Genomic DNA, 17,724 nt, shown 5'->3' on the forward strand with positions numbered 1-17,724 from the left:
GAAGGTTGTGAGTGGTGACTTCGCAGCCGACCTGAAGGACCTCGCCGGCAAGCTGACGCAGGTCGAGTCCGTCATGGACCTCGACGCCCTGCGCGCCCAGGTGGCTGACCTGGAAGAGCAGGCGTCCAACCCCAACCTGTGGGACGACCCGGAGGCCGCGCAGAAGGTCACCAGTCAGCTGTCCCACCGGCAGGCCGAGCTGCGCCGGGTCACCGACCTGCGCCAGCGGCTCGACGACCTCGAGGTGCTCCACGAGCTCGCCGAGGCCGAGGGCGACAACGCCAGCAAGGCCGAGGCCGAAGGCGAGCTGACCCGCCTCGCCAAGGAAGTGGACGCCCTCGAGGTCCGCACCCTGCTCTCCGGCGAGTACGACGATCGCAACGCGGTGGTCACCATCCGCGCGGAAGCCGGCGGCGTCGACGCGGCCGACTGGGCCGAGATGCTGCTGCGCATGTACCTGCGCTGGGCCGAGCGTCACGGCTACCCGACCGACGTCTACGACATCTCCTACGCCGAAGAGGCCGGCATCAAGTCGGCCACCTTCAAGGTCGCGGCCCCCTACATCTACGGCACCCTCTCCGTGGAACAGGGCACCCACCGGCTCGTCCGGATCTCCCCGTTCGACAACCAGGGCCGCCGCCAGACGTCGTTTGCCCACGTCGAGGTGCTGCCCGAGGTCGAGGAGGTCGACCACGTCGAGATCCCGGAGAAGGACATCCGGGTCGACGTGTTCCGCTCCTCCGGCCCCGGCGGGCAGAGCGTCAACACCACCGACTCCGCGGTGCGCATCACCCACCTGCCCACCGGCATCGTCGTCTCCTGCCAGAACGAGAAGTCGCAGCTGCAGAACAAGGCCGCCGCGCTCAAGGTCCTCCAGGCCAAACTCCTCCTCAAGAAGAAGGAGGAGGAACGCGCCGAGCTCGACGCCCTCAAGGACTCCGGCAGCAGCTGGGGCAACCAGATGCGCAACTACGTTCTGCACCCGTACCAGATGGTCAAGGACCTCCGCACCGAGCACGAGGTGGGTAACCCCAGCTCGGTGCTCGACGGGGAGATCGACGACTTCCTCGAGGCCGGCATCCGCTGGCGCAAACAGGTCAACGCTGCGTAACCGCCGCGCCGGAGGCAATAGGCCAACCCGGGCTTAACGACGCCCATGGGTAGGATTGCCCACCGTGATTCGGCTCGACAGTGTCTCCAAGGTCTACAAGACGTCGACGCGTCCCGCACTCGAGAACGTGTCGGTCGACGTGGACAAGGGCGAGTTCGTCTTCCTGATCGGACCCTCCGGGTCCGGCAAGTCGACGTTCCTGCGCCTCCTCCTGCGCGAGGAGGTCCCCACCAAGGGCCGGGTCTTCGTGTCCAACTTCGACGTGGCCAAGATGGCCCGCCGCAGGGTCCCCCGCCTGCGGCAGACCATCGGGTGCGTCTTCCAGGACTTCCGCCTGCTCGGCAACAAGACCGTCGCGGAGAACGTCGCGTTCGCGCTCGAGGTCATCGGCAAGCCGAAGCACACCATCAAGAAGGTGGTGCCGGAGGTCCTCGAGCTGGTCGGGCTGGAAGGGAAGGCCGACCGCATGCCCCACGAGCTCTCCGGTGGTGAACAGCAGCGGGTGGCGATCGCCCGCGCGTTCGTGAACCGGCCGCTCGTGCTGCTGGCCGACGAGCCCACCGGGAACCTCGACCCCGACACCAGTCAGGACATCATGCTGCTGCTGGAACGGATCAACCGCACCGGCACCACCGTCCTGATGGCCACCCACGACCACTCCATCGTGGACTCCATGCGGCGCCGGGTCGTCGAGCTCCAGCTCGGCAAGGTGATCCGCGACGACGCCCGGGGCGTGTACGGCGTCGGCCGATAAGTCACCCCGAACCCCCCGCCTGCCCCCGACCTGAGGAACCACCCCCCGATGCGTGCCAGTTTCGTGTTCAGCGAGGTCTTCACCGGCCTGCGCCGCAACATCACGATGACCATCGCGATGATCATCACCACGGCCATCTCGCTCGGCATGCTCGGCGGCGGCCTGCTGATCGTGCGGACCATCGACAAGATGCAGGTCAACTACATGGCCGACGTCGAGGTCTCGCTCTACCTGACCCAGGACGTCAGCGCCAACGACAAGACCTGCACCCAGGACCCGTGCCGCGGACTGCTGGCCGACCTGAACAGCAACCCGGCCGTCGACTCCGTCGTGTTCGAGAACCGCGACCAGGCCTACGAGCGGTTCAAGAAGCTCTTCCAGGACAACCCGATCCTGGTGCAGTCCGCCCGCCCCGAGGCGCTGCCCGCCTCGCTGCAGGTCAAGCTCAAGGACCCGAGCCGCAGCGACGTCATCACCCAGGAGTACGGCACCCGGCCCGGTGTGTCCCGCGTAGACGACCAGAAGCAGTTCCTCGACCGGTTCTTCGGCGTGCTCGGCGGCGTCCGCGACGGCACCTTCGTCATCGCGCTCATCCAGGCCCTCGCCGCGCTGCTGCTGATCTCCAACACGGTGCAGATCTCCGCGTTCACGCGGCGCACCGAGGTCGGCATCATGCGGCTCGTCGGCGCCACCCGCTGGTACACGCAGCTGCCGTTCCTCCTGGAAGCGGTGGTCACCGGTGTCATCGGCTGGGCGATCGCGGTCGGCGGCCTGATCGCGGCGAAGTTCGCGTTCATCGACCGCATCCTGTCCGTCACCGGCGGCATCATCCCCAACATCCAGGTGCTCGACGTGATCGTGGTGGCGCCGTGGCTGCTGCTCGCGTCGATCATCATCTCGGCCACCACCGGGTACCTGACGCTGCGGCTCTACGTGCGGCATTAACGCCGTGCTCCGCCCGGGACGTGTGGGATAACCTGGAACTATGCCCAAAGAACGAGGCTCCAAGGTGATCGCGTCGAACCGCCGCGCGCGGCACGACTACGCGGTGCTGGACACCTATGAGGCCGGGATCGCGCTGGTGGGCACCGAGGTGAAGAGCCTGCGCGCCGGCCGCGCCTCGCTGGTCGACGCGTTCGCCACGGTCGACGACGGTGAGGTGTGGCTGCGCAACCTTCACATCCCCGAGTACGAGCACGGCACGTGGACCAACCACGAGTCGCGGCGCAAGCGGAAGCTGCTGCTGCACCGCGGCGAGATCGAGAAGCTGATCGGCAAGACCAAGGAGGGCGGGCTCTCGCTCGTCCCGCTGTCCATGTACTTCAAGGACGGCAAGGTCAAGGTCGAGCTCGCCCTCGCCAAGGGCAAGAAGGCCTACGACAAGCGCCAGGACCTGGCCAAGCGCGACGCCCAGCGCGAGATCAGCCGCGCGGTGGGCAGGGCGTTGAAGGGCCGCCGCTAGATGGGGCCGGAGCGCGACGAGGACATCCGGGAGTGGGTGCGTGGCCTCGGCTTGGACGGTCTCGTCGACCTGCACCTGCACTTCCTGCCGGAACGGATGCTGATCAAGGTCTGGGCCTACTTCGACCGGATCGGTGAGCGCACCGGCTACGAGTGGCCCATCCAGTACCGGGTGGCCGAGGACGAGCGGGTCGCGCTGCTCGAATCGTTCGGGGTGCTGCGGTACGCGCCGCTGGCCTACCCGCACAAGCCCGGCATGGCCGAGTGGCTCAACGGGTGGCTGCGCGAGTTCGCCGAACGCGTCCCGGCGGCCGTGCCCACCGCGACGCTCTACCCGGAACCGTCGGCGGCCACTTACGTCGTCGAAGCGCTGCAGGCCGGCGCCCGCTGCTTCAAGGCGCACGTCCAGGTCGGCGCGTACGACCCGCGGGACGAGCTGCTCGACCCCGCGTGGGGCGCGCTCGCCGAAGCCGGGGTGCCCGTCGTCGTGCACGCCGGGCACGGGCCCGAGCGCGGCCCGCACACCGGGCTCGACGTGTTCGGCGAGGTGCTCGCCCGGCACCCGCGGCTGACCGCGGTGCTCGCGCACGCGGGGATGCCCGAGTACGCCGAGGCGCTCGCCCTGGTCGAGCGCTACCCGCGCGTCCACCTGGACACCACGATGGTCGGCGTCCCGTTCACCGAGGCGCTGATGCCGCTGCCGCCGGACTGGACGAGCCGGCTCGCGGACATCGCCGACCGGATCGTGCTCGGCACCGACTTCCCGAACATCCCCTACTCCTACGCCACGCAGCTGCGTGCGGTCGCCGGCTGGGCTGCCGACGACCGCCTCGGGGACGACTTCCTGCGGGCCGTCCTGCACGACACCCCAGCGAAGCTGCTCAACCTCTGACGGCGACCCGCACCGGCTTCGCCGCCAGCAGCAGCCCTGTCAGCACCAGCGCCACCCACGGCACGGGACCGGCGAGCGTCCCGGCGTCCAGTGGCGTGGTGAACCCCTTCGCGGCCAGGCCGAGCAGCCCGGCGGACGCCAGCACAGCCGCCGCGGCGAGCTGTCCGGCCGGGACGCCGCCGGCCGGGCTGGGCCGGGTTTCGAAGCGCCCGAACGCCTTCAGCAGACCGGCCAGCACAACTCCCGCCGCGCCGACCCACAGCGGGGCGAGGGCGAACCAGTCCGGGCTGCCGGGTTCCGGTGTCGCGTAACCGAAGCCCAGCACCGCGACACCGGCGACGACGACCAGCGCCGGCATGTGCCACAGGTACATGCTCATGAACCGCGGTCCGCTCGAGCGCAGCACGGCGGCGACGGCGGGGCGCTCGGCGAGCGTGGCCAGCGTGGGCTTGAGCGCCAGCCAGAACCCGGCCTGCCCGACGGCGAGGCTCATCAGCACCGCGGTCGGCGGGCTCATGTTGGACACCGGCGCGCCCGGCATGCCGATCATGCTCGCCGGGTACGGACCGAACGCGACGGCCAGCGCGGTGACCCCGAACCCGGCCACGGCCAGCGCGGCCGCGCCACGACGGCTCAGCGTGCCGAGCCTGCCCTCGGCGTAGGAGAAGCCGAGCTGGTGCACGGCGAGCCAGACGAACACCGCGTTGGCGTACCCGACTGTGCCGAACACCTCGAACCGTCCGAAGTCGACGATCACCGCGAGCCCGGTGAGCACCAGCGGCACGCGCAGTCCCCAGCGGCGGTGCGCGGCCAGCATGAGCGGTGTCGCGGCAACAGTGAGCAGGTAGACGGCGAGGAACCACAGCAACTGCCCGGCGATCGCGCCGGCGATCTGCACCGGCTGCTCCGGCGCGCCGAGGTCGCGCAACAGGTCCGGCGCCAGCAGCCACACCGCGAACAGCGGCAGGACCGGGACCAGCAGGCGCTTGAGCCGCGTGGACAGCCAGTCGCGCGTGGACGCGGCGCGGCGCAGCGACATCAGGTTGGCCGCGCCGCCGGCGAAGAAGACCATCGGCATGACCTGCGACAGCCAGGTCAGCGCCCACCAGCCGGGGGTGGTCAGCGCGTTGCCGATCGCGAGACGGCCGTGGTCGTAGCTGAGCACGGGCATCAGCCAGTGCTGCCCGATGACGGCGAGGATCGCGGTCGCGCGGACCACGTCGAGGAAGGTGTCGCGGGCTCCCGCCGGGGCCTGCCGCAGGCTTGTTCGCATGCGTTCAGCCTGGTCGGAACGGGTTCCGGGCACAGCCGGGCAGACCGCCGTCTTCGGGCGGGGGTCAGGTGCAGGACCGTGGTGGGGTCCGCCCTGCCTACAGCTCGCGAGCCTCGTCGGCCTCGGAGGCGGGCAGGCCGCAGAGCCGGTACTCCCAGCCGGCCTCCGGGGAGAACCCGAGCTGGTAGAAGGTCTCGATCTTGGGGCCTTCGTGCAGGTGGACGTGCCGCATGACCGTGCCGCTCACCGGGTCGTCGAGCGTCTGGACCCGGCCGTCGAGTGGGCCACCGAAGAACCGGACGTTCTCTTCGGTCATGGGGCCCTCCTCGTGCGGGGAAACGATGTCAACGTCCGCCCATGGTAGGTGAGCGGCGGACCGGGCGCCGCCGTCAGAACGGGTGAGGAGCGATTCACCACACCGGACGGACGGTGACCCTCCGGTGTCGCGCCATATCGTCTGCGAACGCCGACAGCCCTTGGTGCATCCGGGCGAAATCGTCGGCGCCGATCAGGTGCACCCACCGTTCTTCGGCTGCCCGCGAGTGCGCGGCCACCCGGTCGATGCACTGGCGGCCGCGCGGCGTCAGGACGACCAGTCGGCTGCGCCGATCGGTCGGGTGCGGGCGGCGCTCGACGTACCCGCGGGTGATCAGCTCGTCGACGAGCTGCACGGCGGCCTGCTTGGTGATGCCGAGGTGCTCGCCGAGTTCGACGGCCGTGGCGGGGCGGTGCGACAGGAAGTGGAACACGAAGCCGTGTGCCGGGCGGACGTCGTCGAACCCCTCCGCGGCGAGGTGCTCGTGGATCTCGTCCATCAGCGCGCGGAAGGTCAGCGCGAGCAGTCCCGGCAGGTCGCCAGCGGTCATGGTCAAGCTCCTTGACTAGATGGTCAAGCTGCTTTACCTTAAAACTGGTAAAGCTGCTTGACTACTTGGAGGTCGGAAAATGCCTGTCGCGACGTTGGCGGAGGCGCCCCGGTTCGAGCGCGGCGGTGCGCTGTTCCGCCCGCTGGCCGTGCCCAGCCGCGGGTCCGCCGAGCTGGCCGTCTGGTTGCTGGAGCTCGAGCCGGGGCTGACCGGTGAGGAGCATTCGGTGAGCCGGGAGGAGGTATTCGTGCTGCAGACCGGGGTGCTCGAACTGACGCTCGGCGGCGAAGTGCACCGGCTCGCCCCCGGGGACGCGATGATCGTGCCGCCGGACACCCTGTTCCGGTTGGACAACCCTGGCGCGGAACCGGCGCGGGCCACGGTGTGCACCTCGGCCGGGATGGTCGGCACGGTCCAGGGCGCCACGATCGTGCCGCCCTGGACCCGCTAGGGGCGGCCGAGGTAGGTGAGCACCGCGCGGACCCGGCGGTGCTCCTCCGCGCTGGCCTCCAGTCCGAGCTTGGCGAAGATGTTGCCGATGTGCTTCTCCACGGCGCCCTGCGAGACGACCAGCGTCGCGGCGATCGCGGAGTTGGACAGGCCCTGCGCCATCAGCCCGAGCACCTCGGACTCCCGCGCGGTCAGCGCGTCCAGCGGGTTCTTCCGTCCCCGAGCCATGACCTGCGCGATCACCTCCGGATCGATGGCCGTGCCACCCCGTGCGACACGGCGGACCGCGTCGAGGAAGTCGGCCACGTCGGCCACGCGTTCCTTCAGCAGGTAGCCGACGCCGCCTGCCCCGCCGGACAGCAGCTCGACCGCGTAGCTCTCCTCGACGTACTGTGAAAGCACCAGCACCGGCAGGCCCGGCACCGCCTCGCGCGCGGCCAGCGCGGCGCGCAAGCCTTCGTCGGTGAACGTCGGCGGCATCCGGACGTCGACGATCGCCAGGTCCGGCCGGTGCTCGGTGACCGCCCCGACCAGCTCGTCGCCCCGGTCGACCGCGGCGACCGTCTCGATGCCCTCGTCGGCGAGCAACCGCTCGACCCCGGCCCGCAGCAGGACCGCGTCCTCGGCGATCACCACACGCATTCCGCCAACCCCCAGTTCCGTGAGTGAATTCGCCCTATTCACTCACGAACCGGGTCACCAGGTACACGGCAGGTCGGCTCGCACCACCGTCGGCCCGCCCTCGGGGCTCACCACGGTCATCACGCCGTCGATGGTGACGGCCCGGTCGGCCAGCCCGGCCAGACCGCCGCCGGGGCGCACCTCCGCGCCGCCGTGCCCGTTGTCGGTGATCTCGATGATCACCTTGTCGTCCGTGCGCCACACCTTGACCTGCGCTTCCGTCGCGCCGGAATGCTTGGCGACGTTGGTGAGCGTCTCGCCGGCGATGAAGTACGCGGTGGTCTCCACGGCGGCCGGCGGGCGCGGCTCGATGTCGACCGCGACCTCCACCGGGATCGGCGTCTTCGCCGCCAGCGCGGACAACGCCGCGTCGAGGCCGCGGTCGCCCAGCACCGCCGGGTAGATGCCGCGTGCGAGGTCCCGCAGCTCCGACACCGCGAGCTTGGCGTCGGTGTGCGCCTCCTCGATCAGCGCGCGGACCGCGTCCGGTTCCTTGTCCAGCTTGTTCTTGACCCGGCCCAGGTTCAGCGCCACCGCGACCAGCCGCTGCTGCGCGCCGTCGTGCAGGTCCCGTTCGATCCGGCGGCGCTCGGCCTCGGCGGCGTCCACCCCGCGCGCCCGCGACGCCTGCAGCTGCTGTGCCTTGACGCGCAGCCGTTCCGCGCGGTTCGGGCCCAGCAGCGCGATGGCCAGCGAGCCGTGCACCCAGCCGATCCACGGCGCGACCCAGATCGCCATCGGCACCAGCACGATCGACGCGATGCCGACCGCGAACTCGACCACGCTCAGCGGGAACGCGATCAGCAGGTACGCGAGGTCCCGCCACGTCGTGCTGTCCACCAGGCGCATCCGCCACCGGCGCAGCACCCCGCCCTCGACCGGCGCGCGGTCGGCGGGCGGCAGGGGAGTGCCGAGCATCCGGCGCACCCAGCGGCGCTCCAGGTCGCCGAACCCGCGCACCATGCTCGTGGTCCACAACAGGATCGGGATGCCGATCCAGATCACCGTCGTCACGATCCCGACCAGGCTGAGCGTCACGACCAGCACGAACTGGACCAGGCGCAACGCGAAGGAGGAGATCATGTACGCGATCGACTTCGCGGCAGCCGGACGCGGCTGCTCGATCGGCCCGTGCTCACCGGCCACGGCGCTCATCATGCCACCGCGCCACGGCGGTCGGTGTCCGATTCGACGAGCCTGCGCGCACGCGGCCCCGGACCGAGCATGGCGCGGGCGAACAACGCGTGAGCCGTGCCCATGCCGCGGGTCAGCGCGATCGCGCAAGCCAGGACGATCAACCCCAGCGCGGCCCACGGCAGCGCGTCGACCGGCGAATCCACCACGATCCAGCGTTCGTCGAAGGCCGGGAAGAAGTAGGCGCCACCAGGCAGGTAGGTGCAGTAGAACGGCAGGGTCGTCGCGGCCAGCCCGACCGGCCACAAGGTCACCACGATCGTGAACTCGGCGATCCCGAGCGGCAGCAGCAGAACCAGGTAGAGGACGTCCCGCCAGGTCGCGCCGTCGGTCAGCCGCGCACGCCAGCGCGCCTGCAGGCCGAACTCCGGCAGCGGCTTGTAGGGCGTCGGGATGTAGGCGCCCAGCATCCGGTGCACCCTGGCGCGCTCGAAGCGGCCTGCCGCGCGGGCGATCAGCACCCCGGCGGCCAGTACCGGCAGCCCGACCCACACGATCGCGGTGCCCAGACCCGCCGTGAACAAGGTCACCATGAGCGCGAACCCCGCCACCCCCAGCGGCAGGTTGCACAGCAGGTACCCGAGCGAACCGAGCACCGGAGGGCGCGGCCGCGTCCCGTCCAGCGCGGAATACGTCGGCCCCATGATCCGTTCCTCTCTCTGCAACACGGGACCAGCATCGCGAGGTTCCCGCTGGTGGGCCATGGGGCGCGCGGGCGTCACCGAGGTAGGGACAACCCCACCGGTGCGGAACAAACCCGGTTGCCGGAGGCGTTATGCTGGTAACGGAACACCATCAAGGGGGTGAACGGTTTCGACTCTGGACGTTGAGTCAAGGGAAGCGTGCCGGTGCAGGCGAGAGACCACCGTTAAGCGTCGTCGTAACCAAATAAGCGCCAAGACTAATAGTCAGCGCGACTTCGCCCTCGCCGCCTGAGCGAGTGCGAGTCTGTCGGCCCGGGAGCGCCTCCGTCCCGGTAGCCGGCATCAGCTAGGAGGCTCACCTTCCGGACCCGGCCGCGGGGACCGGAAGGGAAAACCACAGCGGCTGGGCCCGTCACACCGGCTTGTTCGCGTGACCGGTGGGGCCGAGTAGAGGCACAGCGAACTGCGCACGGAGAAGCCTAGGCAAGGCGCCAGAGGACCCGGGTTCAATTCCCGGCACCTCCACTCGGCCGAAGGCCGAGGCCTGCTCGCGGAGGACGCTCGCAGGCCTCGGCCTTCGGCATTTTCTCTGGGGGTCGAACCCCCCAGGCCGCCGCCAGGAGGGCTTCCCCCTTGGACCCCCATCCGATGGTTGCGTCGGGTTGGTGGGTTCCGTGGTGGGGGTGCTTCGCTGCTGGCTTCGCCAGGACGCTTCGCTGCTGGGGTTGTGAAGCTGGTTCGCCAGGGTGCTTCGTGTTGGGGTGTTCGTTTCTGCGGGGGTGGGTGTGCCTGGCGTAGCAGGGGGCTGCGCGGTGGGTGTGTGTCAGCGGGTGGTGGGTGGGGGTTTGCCGCCCACCTGGCGTGTCAGTGCAGCTGCTGTCGTGGCGGTTTCCTGCGCCAGGTCGGGCCACGTTCGGGTGCATCCGGATTCGCAGACGTGGCGGAACGTCACCGCCACCGACGCCAGCGGGCGCCCGTTGTGGTCGAAGACCGCGTGCGCCACCGAGGCGAAATCGGCGGTCACCTGACCGTCCTCCACCGCCCAGCCGCGGGACCGCACCGCGGCCAGCGCCTGCCGCAGTTCGGCAGGCGACGTCGGGCCCCGGCCGGTGCGCGTGACGAACGAGCGCGGGTACAGCGCCCGGACGTGCGCGTGCGGCAGGTAGGCCAGCAACACCTGGCCGCTCGCCGGCAGGTGCGCGGGCAACCGGACACCCACGTCGGTCACCAGCGTCTCCGGCGCCGACGGCCGCTCCTTCAGCAGGTACAGCAACTCGTTGCCGTGCAGCACCCCCAGCTGCGCGGTGTGCCCCACCCGGTCGGCCAGCTTCCGCAACAACGGCGCCGCCAGCCGCTCCAGCGGGTCGTGCCGCAAGTACGCCGAACCCAGCTCGAACGCGGCGATCCCCAGCCCGTACCGGCGCTCGGCCGCCAGGTGCACCACGAAACCCGCGGCCTCCAGCTCCGCCAGCAGGTGGTACGTCGTCGACCGCGGCAGGTCCAGCTCACGCGCGATCGCGGCGGCCGAGATCGGCCCCGGCCGCGCCGCCAGCACCCGCAACACCGCCAGACCACGGCGCAGAGCGGGGACATCCGTCATCTGTCTGGGATACCAGACACAACCACCCCGCGGGGACCCCCGGCCGCCCCCGCGACGGAGTGCAATGACGACATGAGCACAGTGCGGTTGGACTCCGGGCCACTCGACCGGCAGCAGGTCGTCGCCGTCGCGCGGCACGGCGCCACGGTCGAGCTCGCCGACGAGGTCCGCAAGACGCTCGGCGAGACCCGCCGCCACATCGACGCCCTCGCCGACGCCGACCAGCCGACCTACGGCATCTCCACCGGCTTCGGCGCACTCGCGATCCGGCACATCCCGCCCGACCGCCGCACCGCGCTGCAACGCTCCCTGATCCGCTCGCACGCCGCCGGCACCGGTCCCGCCGTCGAGGCGGAGGTCGTGCGCGCCCTCATGCTCTTGCGCCTGCGCACCCTCGCCTCCGGGCACACCGGCGTCCGCCCGGCGACCGCGGACGCGCTGGCTGGGATGCTCAACGCCGGCATCGTCCCGGTCGTCCACGAGCACGGCTCGCTCGGCTGCTCGGGCGACCTCGCGCCGCTCGCGGCCGTCGCGCTGGCGATGATGGGCGAGGGCGAGGTGCTCGACGGCCGTCCCGCCGCGCAGGCCCTCGCCGAGGCCGGGATCGCGCCGGTGACCCTCGCCGAGAAGGAGGGGCTGGCCCTCACCAACGGCACCGACGGGATGCTCGGCATGCTCGTCCTCGCCCTGGACGACCTGAACCGCCTGCTCGACACCGCCGACCTCACGGCCGCGATGAGCGTCGAGGCCCTCCTCGGCACCGACCGGGCGTTCGCGGCCGACCTGCAGCAGCTGCGCCCGCATCCCGGGCAGGCCCGCTCCGCGCGCCGGATGTTCGCCGCGCTCGCGGATTCGGAGATCGTCGCCAGCCACCGCGGCCCGGAGTGCACCCGGGTGCAGGACGCCTACTCGCTGCGCTGCGCGCCCCAGGTGCACGGCGCGGCCCGGGACACCGTCGCGCACGCCGAGCTGGTCGCCGACCGGGAACTCGCCGCCGCCATCGACAACCCGGTAGTCCTCGCCGACGGCCGGGTCGAGTCGAACGGAAACTTCCACGGCGCGCCACTGGCCTACGTGCTGGACTTCCTCGCCATCCCGGTCGCCGATGTCGCGAGCATCGCCGAGCGCCGCACCGACCGGATGCTCGACGTGTCCCGCTCGCACGGTCTCCCCGCGTTCCTCGCCGACGACCCGGGCGTCGACTCCGGCCACATGATCGCCCAGTACACGCAGGCCGCGATTGTCAGCGGGCTGAAGCGGCTGGCCGTCCCGGCGTCGGTCGACTCGATCCCCAGCAGCGCCATGCAGGAGGACCACGTCTCGATGGGCTGGGCCGCGGCGCGAAAACTGCGCCGCGCGGTCGACGGGCTGACCTCGGTGCTGGCGATCGAGCTGCTGACCGCGGCCCGCGCGCTCGACTTCCGCGCGCCCCTGCGCCCCGCGCCGGTCACCGCCGCGGTGCGCGACCTGCTCCGGGAACGCGTCGCACCGCCGGGACCGGACCGCCACCTCGCCCCGGAAATCGCGGCCGCCGAGGAACTCGTCCGTTCGGGAGCCGCTCTCACCGCACTGGAGAAAGCATGAGCCGCACCGTCCGGGCCGCCCGCGGGACCACGCTGACGGCCAAGAACTGGCAGACCGAAGCCGCGATGCGGATGCTGCACAACAACCTCGACCCCGAGGTCGCCGAGCGCCCGCAGGACCTGGTCGTCTACGGCGGCACCGGCAAGGCCGCCCGCGACTGGGCGAGCTTCGACGCGATCACCCGCTGCCTCACCGGGCTCGAGCAGGACGAGACCCTGCTGGTGCAGTCCGGCAAGCCGGTGGGCGTGTTCCGCACGCACGAGTGGGCCCCCCGCGTGCTGATCGCGAACTCGAACCTGGTCGGGGACTGGGCGACCTGGCCCGAGTTCCGTCGGCTGGAGAAGCTCGGCCTCACGATGTACGGGCAGATGACCGCCGGGTCCTGGATCTACATCGGCACGCAGGGCATCCTGCAGGGCACCTACGAAACGTTCGCCGCCGTGGCGGAGAAACGGTTCGGCGGCACCCTGCGCGGCACGCTCACTGTGACCGCCGGGCTGGGCGGCATGGGTGGCGCGCAACCGCTCGCGATCACCATGAACGGTGGCGCCGCGCTGGTCGTCGAATGCGACGCCGCCCGAGCCCGCCGTCGCCTGGAGACCCGGTACCTCGACGAGCTCGCGTCCGATGTGGACGCCGCCGTGCGCCGGGTCGCCGGGGCGAAGAAGGCCGGCGAGGCCGTGTCGGTCGGCGTGATCGGCAACGCCGCCGAGGTGCTGCCCGAGCTGCTGCGCCGCGGGCTCGAGGCGGACATCGTGACCGACCAGACCTCCGCGCACGACCCGCTCGCCTACCTGCCGATCGGCGTCGACGTCGCCGACTGGCACGACTACGCGTCCGAGAAGCCCGACGAGGTCACCGACCGCTCGCGCGAGTCGATGGCCGAGCACGTGGGCGCGATGCTCGGTTTCCTGGACGCCGGTGCTGAAGTGTTCGACTACGGCAACTCCTTACGTGGTGAGGCGAAACTCGGCGGCTGTGAGCGGGCCTTCGACTACCCGGGTTTCGTGCCCGCCTACATCCGTCCGTTGTTCTGCGAGGGCAAGGGACCGTTCCGCTGGGCCGCGCTCTCCGGCGACCCGGCGGACATCGCCGCGACCGACCGCGCCGTCCTCGACCTGTTCGGGGACAACGAGACCCTCACCCGGTGGATCCGGCTAGCCGGCGAACGGGTGGCGTATCAAGGGCTTCCGGCACGCATCTGCTGGCTCGGCTACGGCGAACGGCACCTCGCCGGGCTGCGGTTCAACGAGATGGTGGCTTCCGGTGAGCTGAGCGCGCCGGTGGTGATCGGCCGCGACCACCTCGACGCCGGCAGCGTGGCCTCCCCGTACCGCGAGACCGAGGCGATGGCCGACGGCTCGGACGCCATCGCCGACTGGCCAGTGCTCAACGCGCTGGTCAACACCGCCTCCGGCGCCAGCTGGGTGTCGCTGCACCACGGCGGGGGCGTCGGCATGGGCCGCTCGATCCACGCGGGTCAGGTGTGCGTGGCCGACGGCACGCCGCTGGCCGCGCAGAAGATCGAACGGGTGCTGACCAACGACCCCGGCATGGGCGTGATCCGGCATGTCGACGCCGGGTACCAGCGTGCGGCCGAGGTGGCGCGGGACCGGGGCGTGCGCGTGCCGATGCGGGAGGAGGCGTGAGCCTGCTCGACGATCTCGCCGATGTCGGCCGTGCCCCCGGCGGAGGATACGCGCGCCACGGGTTCGACCGCGCCGAGACCGAGATGCGCGAGTGGTTCCGGGAGGAGGCCGGGCGGCGCGGGCTGGACGTCGAGACCGACCGCAACGGGAACCTGTGGGCGTGGTGGGGCGCGCAGGGGCCGGACGCGCTGGTGACCGGCAGCCACCTCGACTCGGTGCCCGGCGGCGGCGCCTTCGACGGACCGCTCGGCGTGGTCAGCGCGCTGGCGGCCGTCTCCCGGTTGCAGGACGATGGTTTCCGCCCCGCGAAGCCGTTCGCGGTGGTCGTCTTCGCCGAGGAGGAGGGCGGCCGGTTCGGCGTGCCCTGCCTCGGCTCACGGCTGCTGACCGGTGCCCTCGACCCGGGCCGGGCGCGTGCTCTGCGCGATCCGGACGGGACGACGCTCGCCGAGGCAGCCGCGGAGGCGGGTGTGGATCCGCGGCACTTGGGGCGTGACGACGTTGCCCTCGGCCGCATCGGCACGTTCGTCGAACTGCACGTCGAGCAGGGGCGGGGGCTGGACGTGCCGGTGGGCGTCGGCAGCACGGTCCTGGAGCACGGGCGGTGGCGGTTCTCGTTCACCGGACAAGGGAACCACGCGGGTACGACAATTTTGCGCGATCGCCGGGACCCGATGTTGCCGGCGGCGGAAACCGTGCTGGCGGCTCGCAAAATCGCATCCACAATGGACACCCGGGCCACGGTGGGCCGGCTCGTGCCGCACCCGGGTGGGACGAACGTCATCCCGTCCACCGTGGACCTGTGGCTGGACGCACGGGGGAACAGCCGCGAAGTGGTCGCGGAGCTGACTGAGGCGGCCGAGCAGGCAGCGGCCGCGGAAGGGTGCGCGGTCACCGTCAGCGAAGAGTCCTACGGCTGCACCGTCACGTTCGACGCCGGGCTGCGCGACCGCCTGACCGGCCTGCTGAACGCTCCCGAACTGCCCACCGGCGCCGGGCACGACGCCGCGATCCTCGCCGCGCACGTGCCGACCGCGATGCTCTACGTGCGCAACCCGACCGGGATCAGCCATGCGCCGGAGGAGTTCGCCGAGGACGCCGACGTCGAGGAGGGCGTGGTCGCGCTCACCCGGGTGCTGGAGGCGTTGTCGACATGACGACCTTGTGGGCCGAGCACGCGTGGCTGCCGGAGGGCGTCGCTTCCGCGGTGCGCCTGGAGATCACCGACGGCGTCTTCACCGACGTCAGCCCCGGCGCGCCACGCCAAGGAAGCGCACTGCCCGGGCTCGTGCTGCCCGGTTTCGCCAACGGGCACTCGCACGCGTTCCACCGGGCCCTGCGTGGCCGGACGCACCACGACCGCGGCACGTTCTGGACCTGGCGCGAGCGGATGTACGCGCTGGCCGAGCGACTCGACCCGGACTCCTACCACCGGCTCGCGCGGGCCGTCTACGCCGAAATGGCGCTCGCCGGGTACACGGCTGTGGGCGAGTTCCACTACCTCCACCACGCGCCGGGCGGGCGGCGCTACGCCGACCCGAACGCGATGGGCCACGCCCTGGTCCAGGCGGCCGAGGACGCGGGCATCCGGCTCACCCTGCTGGACACCTGCTACCTCACCGGCGGCTTCGCGCGCGAGCTGTCCGGCGTGCAACTGCGGTTCGGCGACGGGGACGTGGACGGCTGGGCCACGCGCGTGGCCGCACTGAAACCGGACTCGGCGCTGGTCGGGGCGGCCGTGCACTCCGTGCGGGCGGTCCCGGCCGAGCAGCTGCCGTTCTTCGCCGACTGGGACGGCCCGTTGCACGTCCACCTGTCCGAACAACGCGCCGAGAACGAGGACTGCCTCGCACACCACGGCTGCACCCCGGCCGAACTGCTGGACCGCGCCGGCGTCCTGGGCCAGGACACCGTCGCGGTGCACGGCACCCACCTGACGGCCACGGACCTCGGACTGCTGTCGCAGGTCTGCTTCTGCCCGACCACGGAACGCGACCTCGGCGACGGCATCGGCGAGGCACGACGCCTGGCGGACGCGGGCGTAAGGCTCAGCCTCGGCAGCGACAGCCAGGCCGTGATCGACCCGTTCGAGGAGCTGCGCGCGCTCGAACTGCACGAACGGCTCGCGTCGGAGGCGCGCGGGCGCTTCGGCGCCGCCGAACTGGTGGCCGCGGGCACCCATCACGCCGCGATCGGACGCGACGGTGGGCGGCTGGCCGCGGGGGAGCCCGCCGATCTGGTCGTCGTCGCACTGGACTCGGTCCGCACGGCGGGAACCGAGCCGGCAGGCGCCGTGTTCGCCGCCTCGGCCGCCGACGTGACCGACGTCCTTGTTGGGGGCCGGTGGATCGTGCGGGACCGGGCGCACCGGCTGGTCGACCGCCCGGCGACGGTGCTGGCCGAGGAGGTGGCGGCGCTGTGGCAGTCCTGATCACCGGCATCGGCGAGCTGACCACGAACGACGACGAACTCGGCACGCTCACCGGCGCCGCGATCGTCTTCGACGGCCCCGCCATCGCCTGGGTCGGCCCTGCCGCGGCCGCGCCGGACGCCGACGAGCGGATCGACGTCGAGGGCCGCGCCGCGCTGCCCGGCTGGGTCGACAGCCACACGCACCTCGTGTTCGCCGGCGACCGCACCGCCGAGTTCGAGGCCAGGATGGCTGGTCAGCCCTACTCTGCGGGTGGCATCGCGGTCACGGTGGACGCGACCCGCGCGGCGACCGACGCGGAACTGACCGCCAACCTGCGGCGGCACGTGTCCGAGGCCGTGCGCCAGGGCACGACCTGCCTGGAGACCAAGACCGGCTACGGGCTGACCGTGGCCGACGAGGTCCGCGCCGCCCGCATCGCCGCCGCGGTCGCCGACGAGGTCACCTTCCTCGGCGCCCACCTGGTGCCGCCCGGCGCGGACGCGGCGTCCTATGTGGATCTTGTCTGCGGGGAGATGCTGGACGCCGTGGCGGGGTCGGTGCGCTGGGCGGACGTGTTCTGCGAGACGGGCGCGTTCGACGAGGCCCAGTCGGAGCGGGTCCTGCGGGCCGCCGCGCGGCGCGGCCTCGGTCTGCGGGTGCACGGCAACCAGCTCGGCCCCGGGCCGGGGGTGCGGCTCGCGGTCCGGATGGGTGCGGCCAGTGTCGACCATTGCTCCCATTTGTCCGACTCGGATGTCGAGGCCCTCGCGTCGTCGGACACCGTCGCGACCCTGTTGCCCGCCTGCGACCTGTCCACCCGCCAACCGCTCGCGCCCGCCCGCAGGCTGCTCGACGCGGGAGCCACGGTGGCACTGGCCACCAACGCGAATCCGGGCAGTTCGTACACCACGTCGATGGGCTTCTGCGTGGCGACCGCCGTCCTGCAGATGGGCCTGTCCGTGGCAGAGGCAGTGCGCGCGGCGACCCTCGGTGGGGCGCGGGCCCTCCGCCGCACCGACGTCGGCGTGCTCCGCCCGGGCGCGCGAGCCGACCTGCACGTGCTCGACGCGCCGTCCCGGACGCACCTCGCCTACCGGCCCGGCGTGCCCCTGACCTGGCGGGTCTGGCGACGCGGTTCCCGTGTGGCGTAAG

General features: G+C 71.6%; 18 protein-coding genes and 1 other RNA gene. 12 read left to right on the forward strand and 7 right to left on the reverse strand.

The annotated features are described in order from the left end of the window. The first annotated feature begins 7 nt into the window (after nucleotides 1–7). The 5 genes from prfB (at nucleotide 8) to AMETH_RS05730 (ending at nucleotide 4,218) form a co-directional block, all read left to right on the forward strand. Nucleotides 8–1,111, forward strand: coding sequence for a peptide chain release factor 2 (prfB, locus tag AMETH_RS05710; protein WP_017987097.1), 1,104 nt, complete (start codon nucleotides 8–10; stop codon nucleotides 1,109–1,111). A gap of 64 nt (nucleotides 1,112–1,175) precedes the next feature. Beyond that, nucleotides 1,176–1,865: a cell division ATP-binding protein FtsE gene (ftsE, locus tag AMETH_RS05715; protein ID WP_017987098.1), complete on the forward strand. Its 690-nt coding sequence runs from the start codon at nucleotides 1,176–1,178 to the stop codon at nucleotides 1,863–1,865. 48 nt (nucleotides 1,866–1,913) lie between these two features. Beyond that, the gene (ftsX, locus tag AMETH_RS05720; protein WP_017987099.1) at nucleotides 1,914–2,810 is read left to right on the forward strand and encodes a permease-like cell division protein FtsX; all 897 of its coding nucleotides are present in this window, start codon (nucleotides 1,914–1,916) and stop codon (nucleotides 2,808–2,810) included. A gap of 40 nt (nucleotides 2,811–2,850) precedes the next feature. Next, entirely contained in the window at nucleotides 2,851–3,327 is a 477-nt protein-coding gene (smpB, locus tag AMETH_RS05725) for an SsrA-binding protein SmpB (RefSeq protein WP_026153846.1), read from the forward strand. Then, a complete protein-coding gene (locus AMETH_RS05730; RefSeq protein ID WP_017987101.1) occupies nucleotides 3,328–4,218 on the forward strand; it encodes an amidohydrolase family protein in 891 nt (296 codons plus the stop codon). It begins immediately after the preceding gene. On the opposite strand, the gene AMETH_RS05735 is transcribed toward AMETH_RS05730, so the two are convergent. The 3 genes from AMETH_RS05735 to AMETH_RS05745 all read right to left on the reverse strand — a co-directional run bounded on the left by AMETH_RS05735 (nucleotide 4,208) and on the right by AMETH_RS05745 (nucleotide 6,357). Further along, a complete protein-coding gene (locus AMETH_RS05735) occupies nucleotides 4,208–5,491 on the reverse strand; it encodes an acyltransferase family protein (protein WP_017987102.1) in 1,284 nt (427 codons plus the stop codon). The two genes, AMETH_RS05730 and AMETH_RS05735, sit on opposite strands and share 11 nt — an antisense overlap. A 97-nt stretch (nucleotides 5,492–5,588) precedes the next feature. Continuing rightward, nucleotides 5,589–5,807 (reverse strand): hypothetical protein, encoded by a 219-nt coding sequence (locus tag AMETH_RS05740; protein WP_017987103.1) that lies wholly within the window; start codon nucleotides 5,805–5,807, stop codon nucleotides 5,589–5,591. Between the two features lie 94 nt (nucleotides 5,808–5,901). Then, a complete protein-coding gene (locus tag AMETH_RS05745; RefSeq protein WP_017987104.1) occupies nucleotides 5,902–6,357 on the reverse strand; it encodes a MarR family winged helix-turn-helix transcriptional regulator in 456 nt (151 codons plus the stop codon). Between the two features lie 79 nt (nucleotides 6,358–6,436). Between AMETH_RS05745 and AMETH_RS05750 the strand changes: the two genes are divergently transcribed. Continuing rightward, a complete protein-coding gene (locus AMETH_RS05750; protein WP_017987105.1) occupies nucleotides 6,437–6,808 on the forward strand; it encodes a cupin domain-containing protein in 372 nt (123 codons plus the stop codon). Here the strand turns inward: AMETH_RS05750 and AMETH_RS05755 are convergent. Genes AMETH_RS05755 through AMETH_RS05765 form a run of 3 tightly spaced genes read right to left on the reverse strand, consistent with a single transcriptional unit; the run spans nucleotide 6,805 to nucleotide 9,326 of the window. Further along, nucleotides 6,805–7,449: a response regulator transcription factor gene (locus AMETH_RS05755; protein ID WP_017987106.1), complete on the reverse strand. Its 645-nt coding sequence runs from the start codon at nucleotides 7,447–7,449 to the stop codon at nucleotides 6,805–6,807. The two genes, AMETH_RS05750 and AMETH_RS05755, sit on opposite strands and share 4 nt — an antisense overlap. A gap of 54 nt (nucleotides 7,450–7,503) precedes the next feature. Next, the gene (locus AMETH_RS05760) at nucleotides 7,504–8,643 is read right to left on the reverse strand and encodes a sensor histidine kinase (protein ID WP_017987107.1); all 1,140 of its coding nucleotides are present in this window, start codon (nucleotides 8,641–8,643) and stop codon (nucleotides 7,504–7,506) included. After that, on the reverse strand, nucleotides 8,643–9,326 hold the full coding sequence (locus AMETH_RS05765) for a sensor domain-containing protein (RefSeq protein ID WP_017987108.1): 684 nt from the start codon (nucleotides 9,324–9,326) through the stop codon (nucleotides 8,643–8,645). Before AMETH_RS05765 ends, AMETH_RS05760 begins: the two co-directional genes overlap by 1 nt. Nucleotides 9,327–9,481: 155 nt before the next feature. On the opposite strand from AMETH_RS05765, the gene ssrA reads away from it, so the two are divergent. Then, nucleotides 9,482–9,854: a transfer-messenger RNA gene (gene ssrA, locus AMETH_RS36425) on the forward strand. 295 nt (nucleotides 9,855–10,149) lie between these two features. Here the strand turns inward: ssrA and AMETH_RS05770 are convergent. Continuing rightward, the gene (locus tag AMETH_RS05770; RefSeq protein ID WP_038531904.1) at nucleotides 10,150–10,926 is read right to left on the reverse strand and encodes an IclR family transcriptional regulator; all 777 of its coding nucleotides are present in this window, start codon (nucleotides 10,924–10,926) and stop codon (nucleotides 10,150–10,152) included. Nucleotides 10,927–10,998: 72 nt separating this feature from the next. Here AMETH_RS05770 and hutH point away from each other — a divergent pair, with 72 nt between their 5' ends. The 5 genes from hutH to hutI are packed head-to-tail and all read left to right on the forward strand — an operon-like array spanning nucleotide 10,999 to nucleotide 17,723. After that, nucleotides 10,999–12,510: a histidine ammonia-lyase gene (gene hutH, locus AMETH_RS05775; RefSeq protein WP_017987110.1), complete on the forward strand. Its 1,512-nt coding sequence runs from the start codon at nucleotides 10,999–11,001 to the stop codon at nucleotides 12,508–12,510. Next, nucleotides 12,507–14,159, forward strand: coding sequence for a urocanate hydratase (gene hutU / locus AMETH_RS05780; protein ID WP_017987111.1), 1,653 nt, complete (start codon nucleotides 12,507–12,509; stop codon nucleotides 14,157–14,159). The genes hutH and hutU overlap by 4 nt, the downstream gene beginning before the upstream one ends. Further along, the gene (locus AMETH_RS05785; RefSeq protein WP_017987112.1) at nucleotides 14,156–15,316 is read left to right on the forward strand and encodes an allantoate amidohydrolase; all 1,161 of its coding nucleotides are present in this window, start codon (nucleotides 14,156–14,158) and stop codon (nucleotides 15,314–15,316) included. Before hutU ends, AMETH_RS05785 begins: the two co-directional genes overlap by 4 nt. Continuing rightward, on the forward strand, nucleotides 15,313–16,590 hold the full coding sequence (locus tag AMETH_RS05790) for a formimidoylglutamate deiminase (RefSeq protein ID WP_017987113.1): 1,278 nt from the start codon (nucleotides 15,313–15,315) through the stop codon (nucleotides 16,588–16,590). The genes AMETH_RS05785 and AMETH_RS05790 overlap by 4 nt, the downstream gene beginning before the upstream one ends. Then, nucleotides 16,578–17,723, forward strand: a complete 1,146-nt coding sequence (hutI, locus tag AMETH_RS05795; protein WP_017987114.1) for an imidazolonepropionase — start codon at nucleotides 16,578–16,580, stop codon at nucleotides 17,721–17,723. The genes AMETH_RS05790 and hutI overlap by 13 nt, the downstream gene beginning before the upstream one ends. Nucleotide 17,724 lies beyond the last annotated feature (1 nt).

It is taken from the genome of Amycolatopsis methanolica 239 (genome assembly GCF_000739085.1).
Classification (GTDB): domain Bacteria; phylum Actinomycetota; class Actinomycetes; order Mycobacteriales; family Pseudonocardiaceae; genus Amycolatopsis_E; species Amycolatopsis_E methanolica.

Bases quoted from the DNA above. Each gene is read 5' to 3' on its own strand.
- ftsX (WP_017987099.1), top strand. From the start codon at position 1,914: ATGCGTGCCAGTTTCGTGTTCAGCGAGGTCTTCACCGGCCTGCGCCGC.
- smpB (WP_026153846.1), top strand. From the start codon at position 2,851: ATGCCCAAAGAACGAGGCTCCAAGGTGATCGCGTCGAACCGCCGCGCG.
- AMETH_RS05730 (WP_017987101.1), top strand. From the start codon at position 3,328: ATGGGGCCGGAGCGCGACGAGGACATCCGGGAGTGGGTGCGTGGCCTC.
- AMETH_RS05735 (WP_017987102.1), bottom strand. From the start codon at position 5,491: ATGCGAACAAGCCTGCGGCAGGCCCCGGCGGGAGCCCGCGACACCTTC.
- AMETH_RS05740 (WP_017987103.1), bottom strand. From the start codon at position 5,807: ATGACCGAAGAGAACGTCCGGTTCTTCGGTGGCCCACTCGACGGCCGG.
- AMETH_RS05745 (WP_017987104.1), bottom strand. From the start codon at position 6,357: ATGACCGCTGGCGACCTGCCGGGACTGCTCGCGCTGACCTTCCGCGCG.
- AMETH_RS05750 (WP_017987105.1), top strand. From the start codon at position 6,437: ATGCCTGTCGCGACGTTGGCGGAGGCGCCCCGGTTCGAGCGCGGCGGT.
- AMETH_RS05755 (WP_017987106.1), bottom strand. From the start codon at position 7,449: ATGCGTGTGGTGATCGCCGAGGACGCGGTCCTGCTGCGGGCCGGGGTC.
- AMETH_RS05760 (WP_017987107.1), bottom strand. From the start codon at position 8,643: ATGAGCGCCGTGGCCGGTGAGCACGGGCCGATCGAGCAGCCGCGTCCG.
- AMETH_RS05765 (WP_017987108.1), bottom strand. From the start codon at position 9,326: ATGGGGCCGACGTATTCCGCGCTGGACGGGACGCGGCCGCGCCCTCCG.
- AMETH_RS05770 (WP_038531904.1), bottom strand. From the start codon at position 10,926: ATGACGGATGTCCCCGCTCTGCGCCGTGGTCTGGCGGTGTTGCGGGTG.
- hutH (WP_017987110.1), top strand. From the start codon at position 10,999: ATGAGCACAGTGCGGTTGGACTCCGGGCCACTCGACCGGCAGCAGGTC.
- hutU (WP_017987111.1), top strand. From the start codon at position 12,507: ATGAGCCGCACCGTCCGGGCCGCCCGCGGGACCACGCTGACGGCCAAG.
- AMETH_RS05790 (WP_017987113.1), top strand. From the start codon at position 15,313: ATGACGACCTTGTGGGCCGAGCACGCGTGGCTGCCGGAGGGCGTCGCT.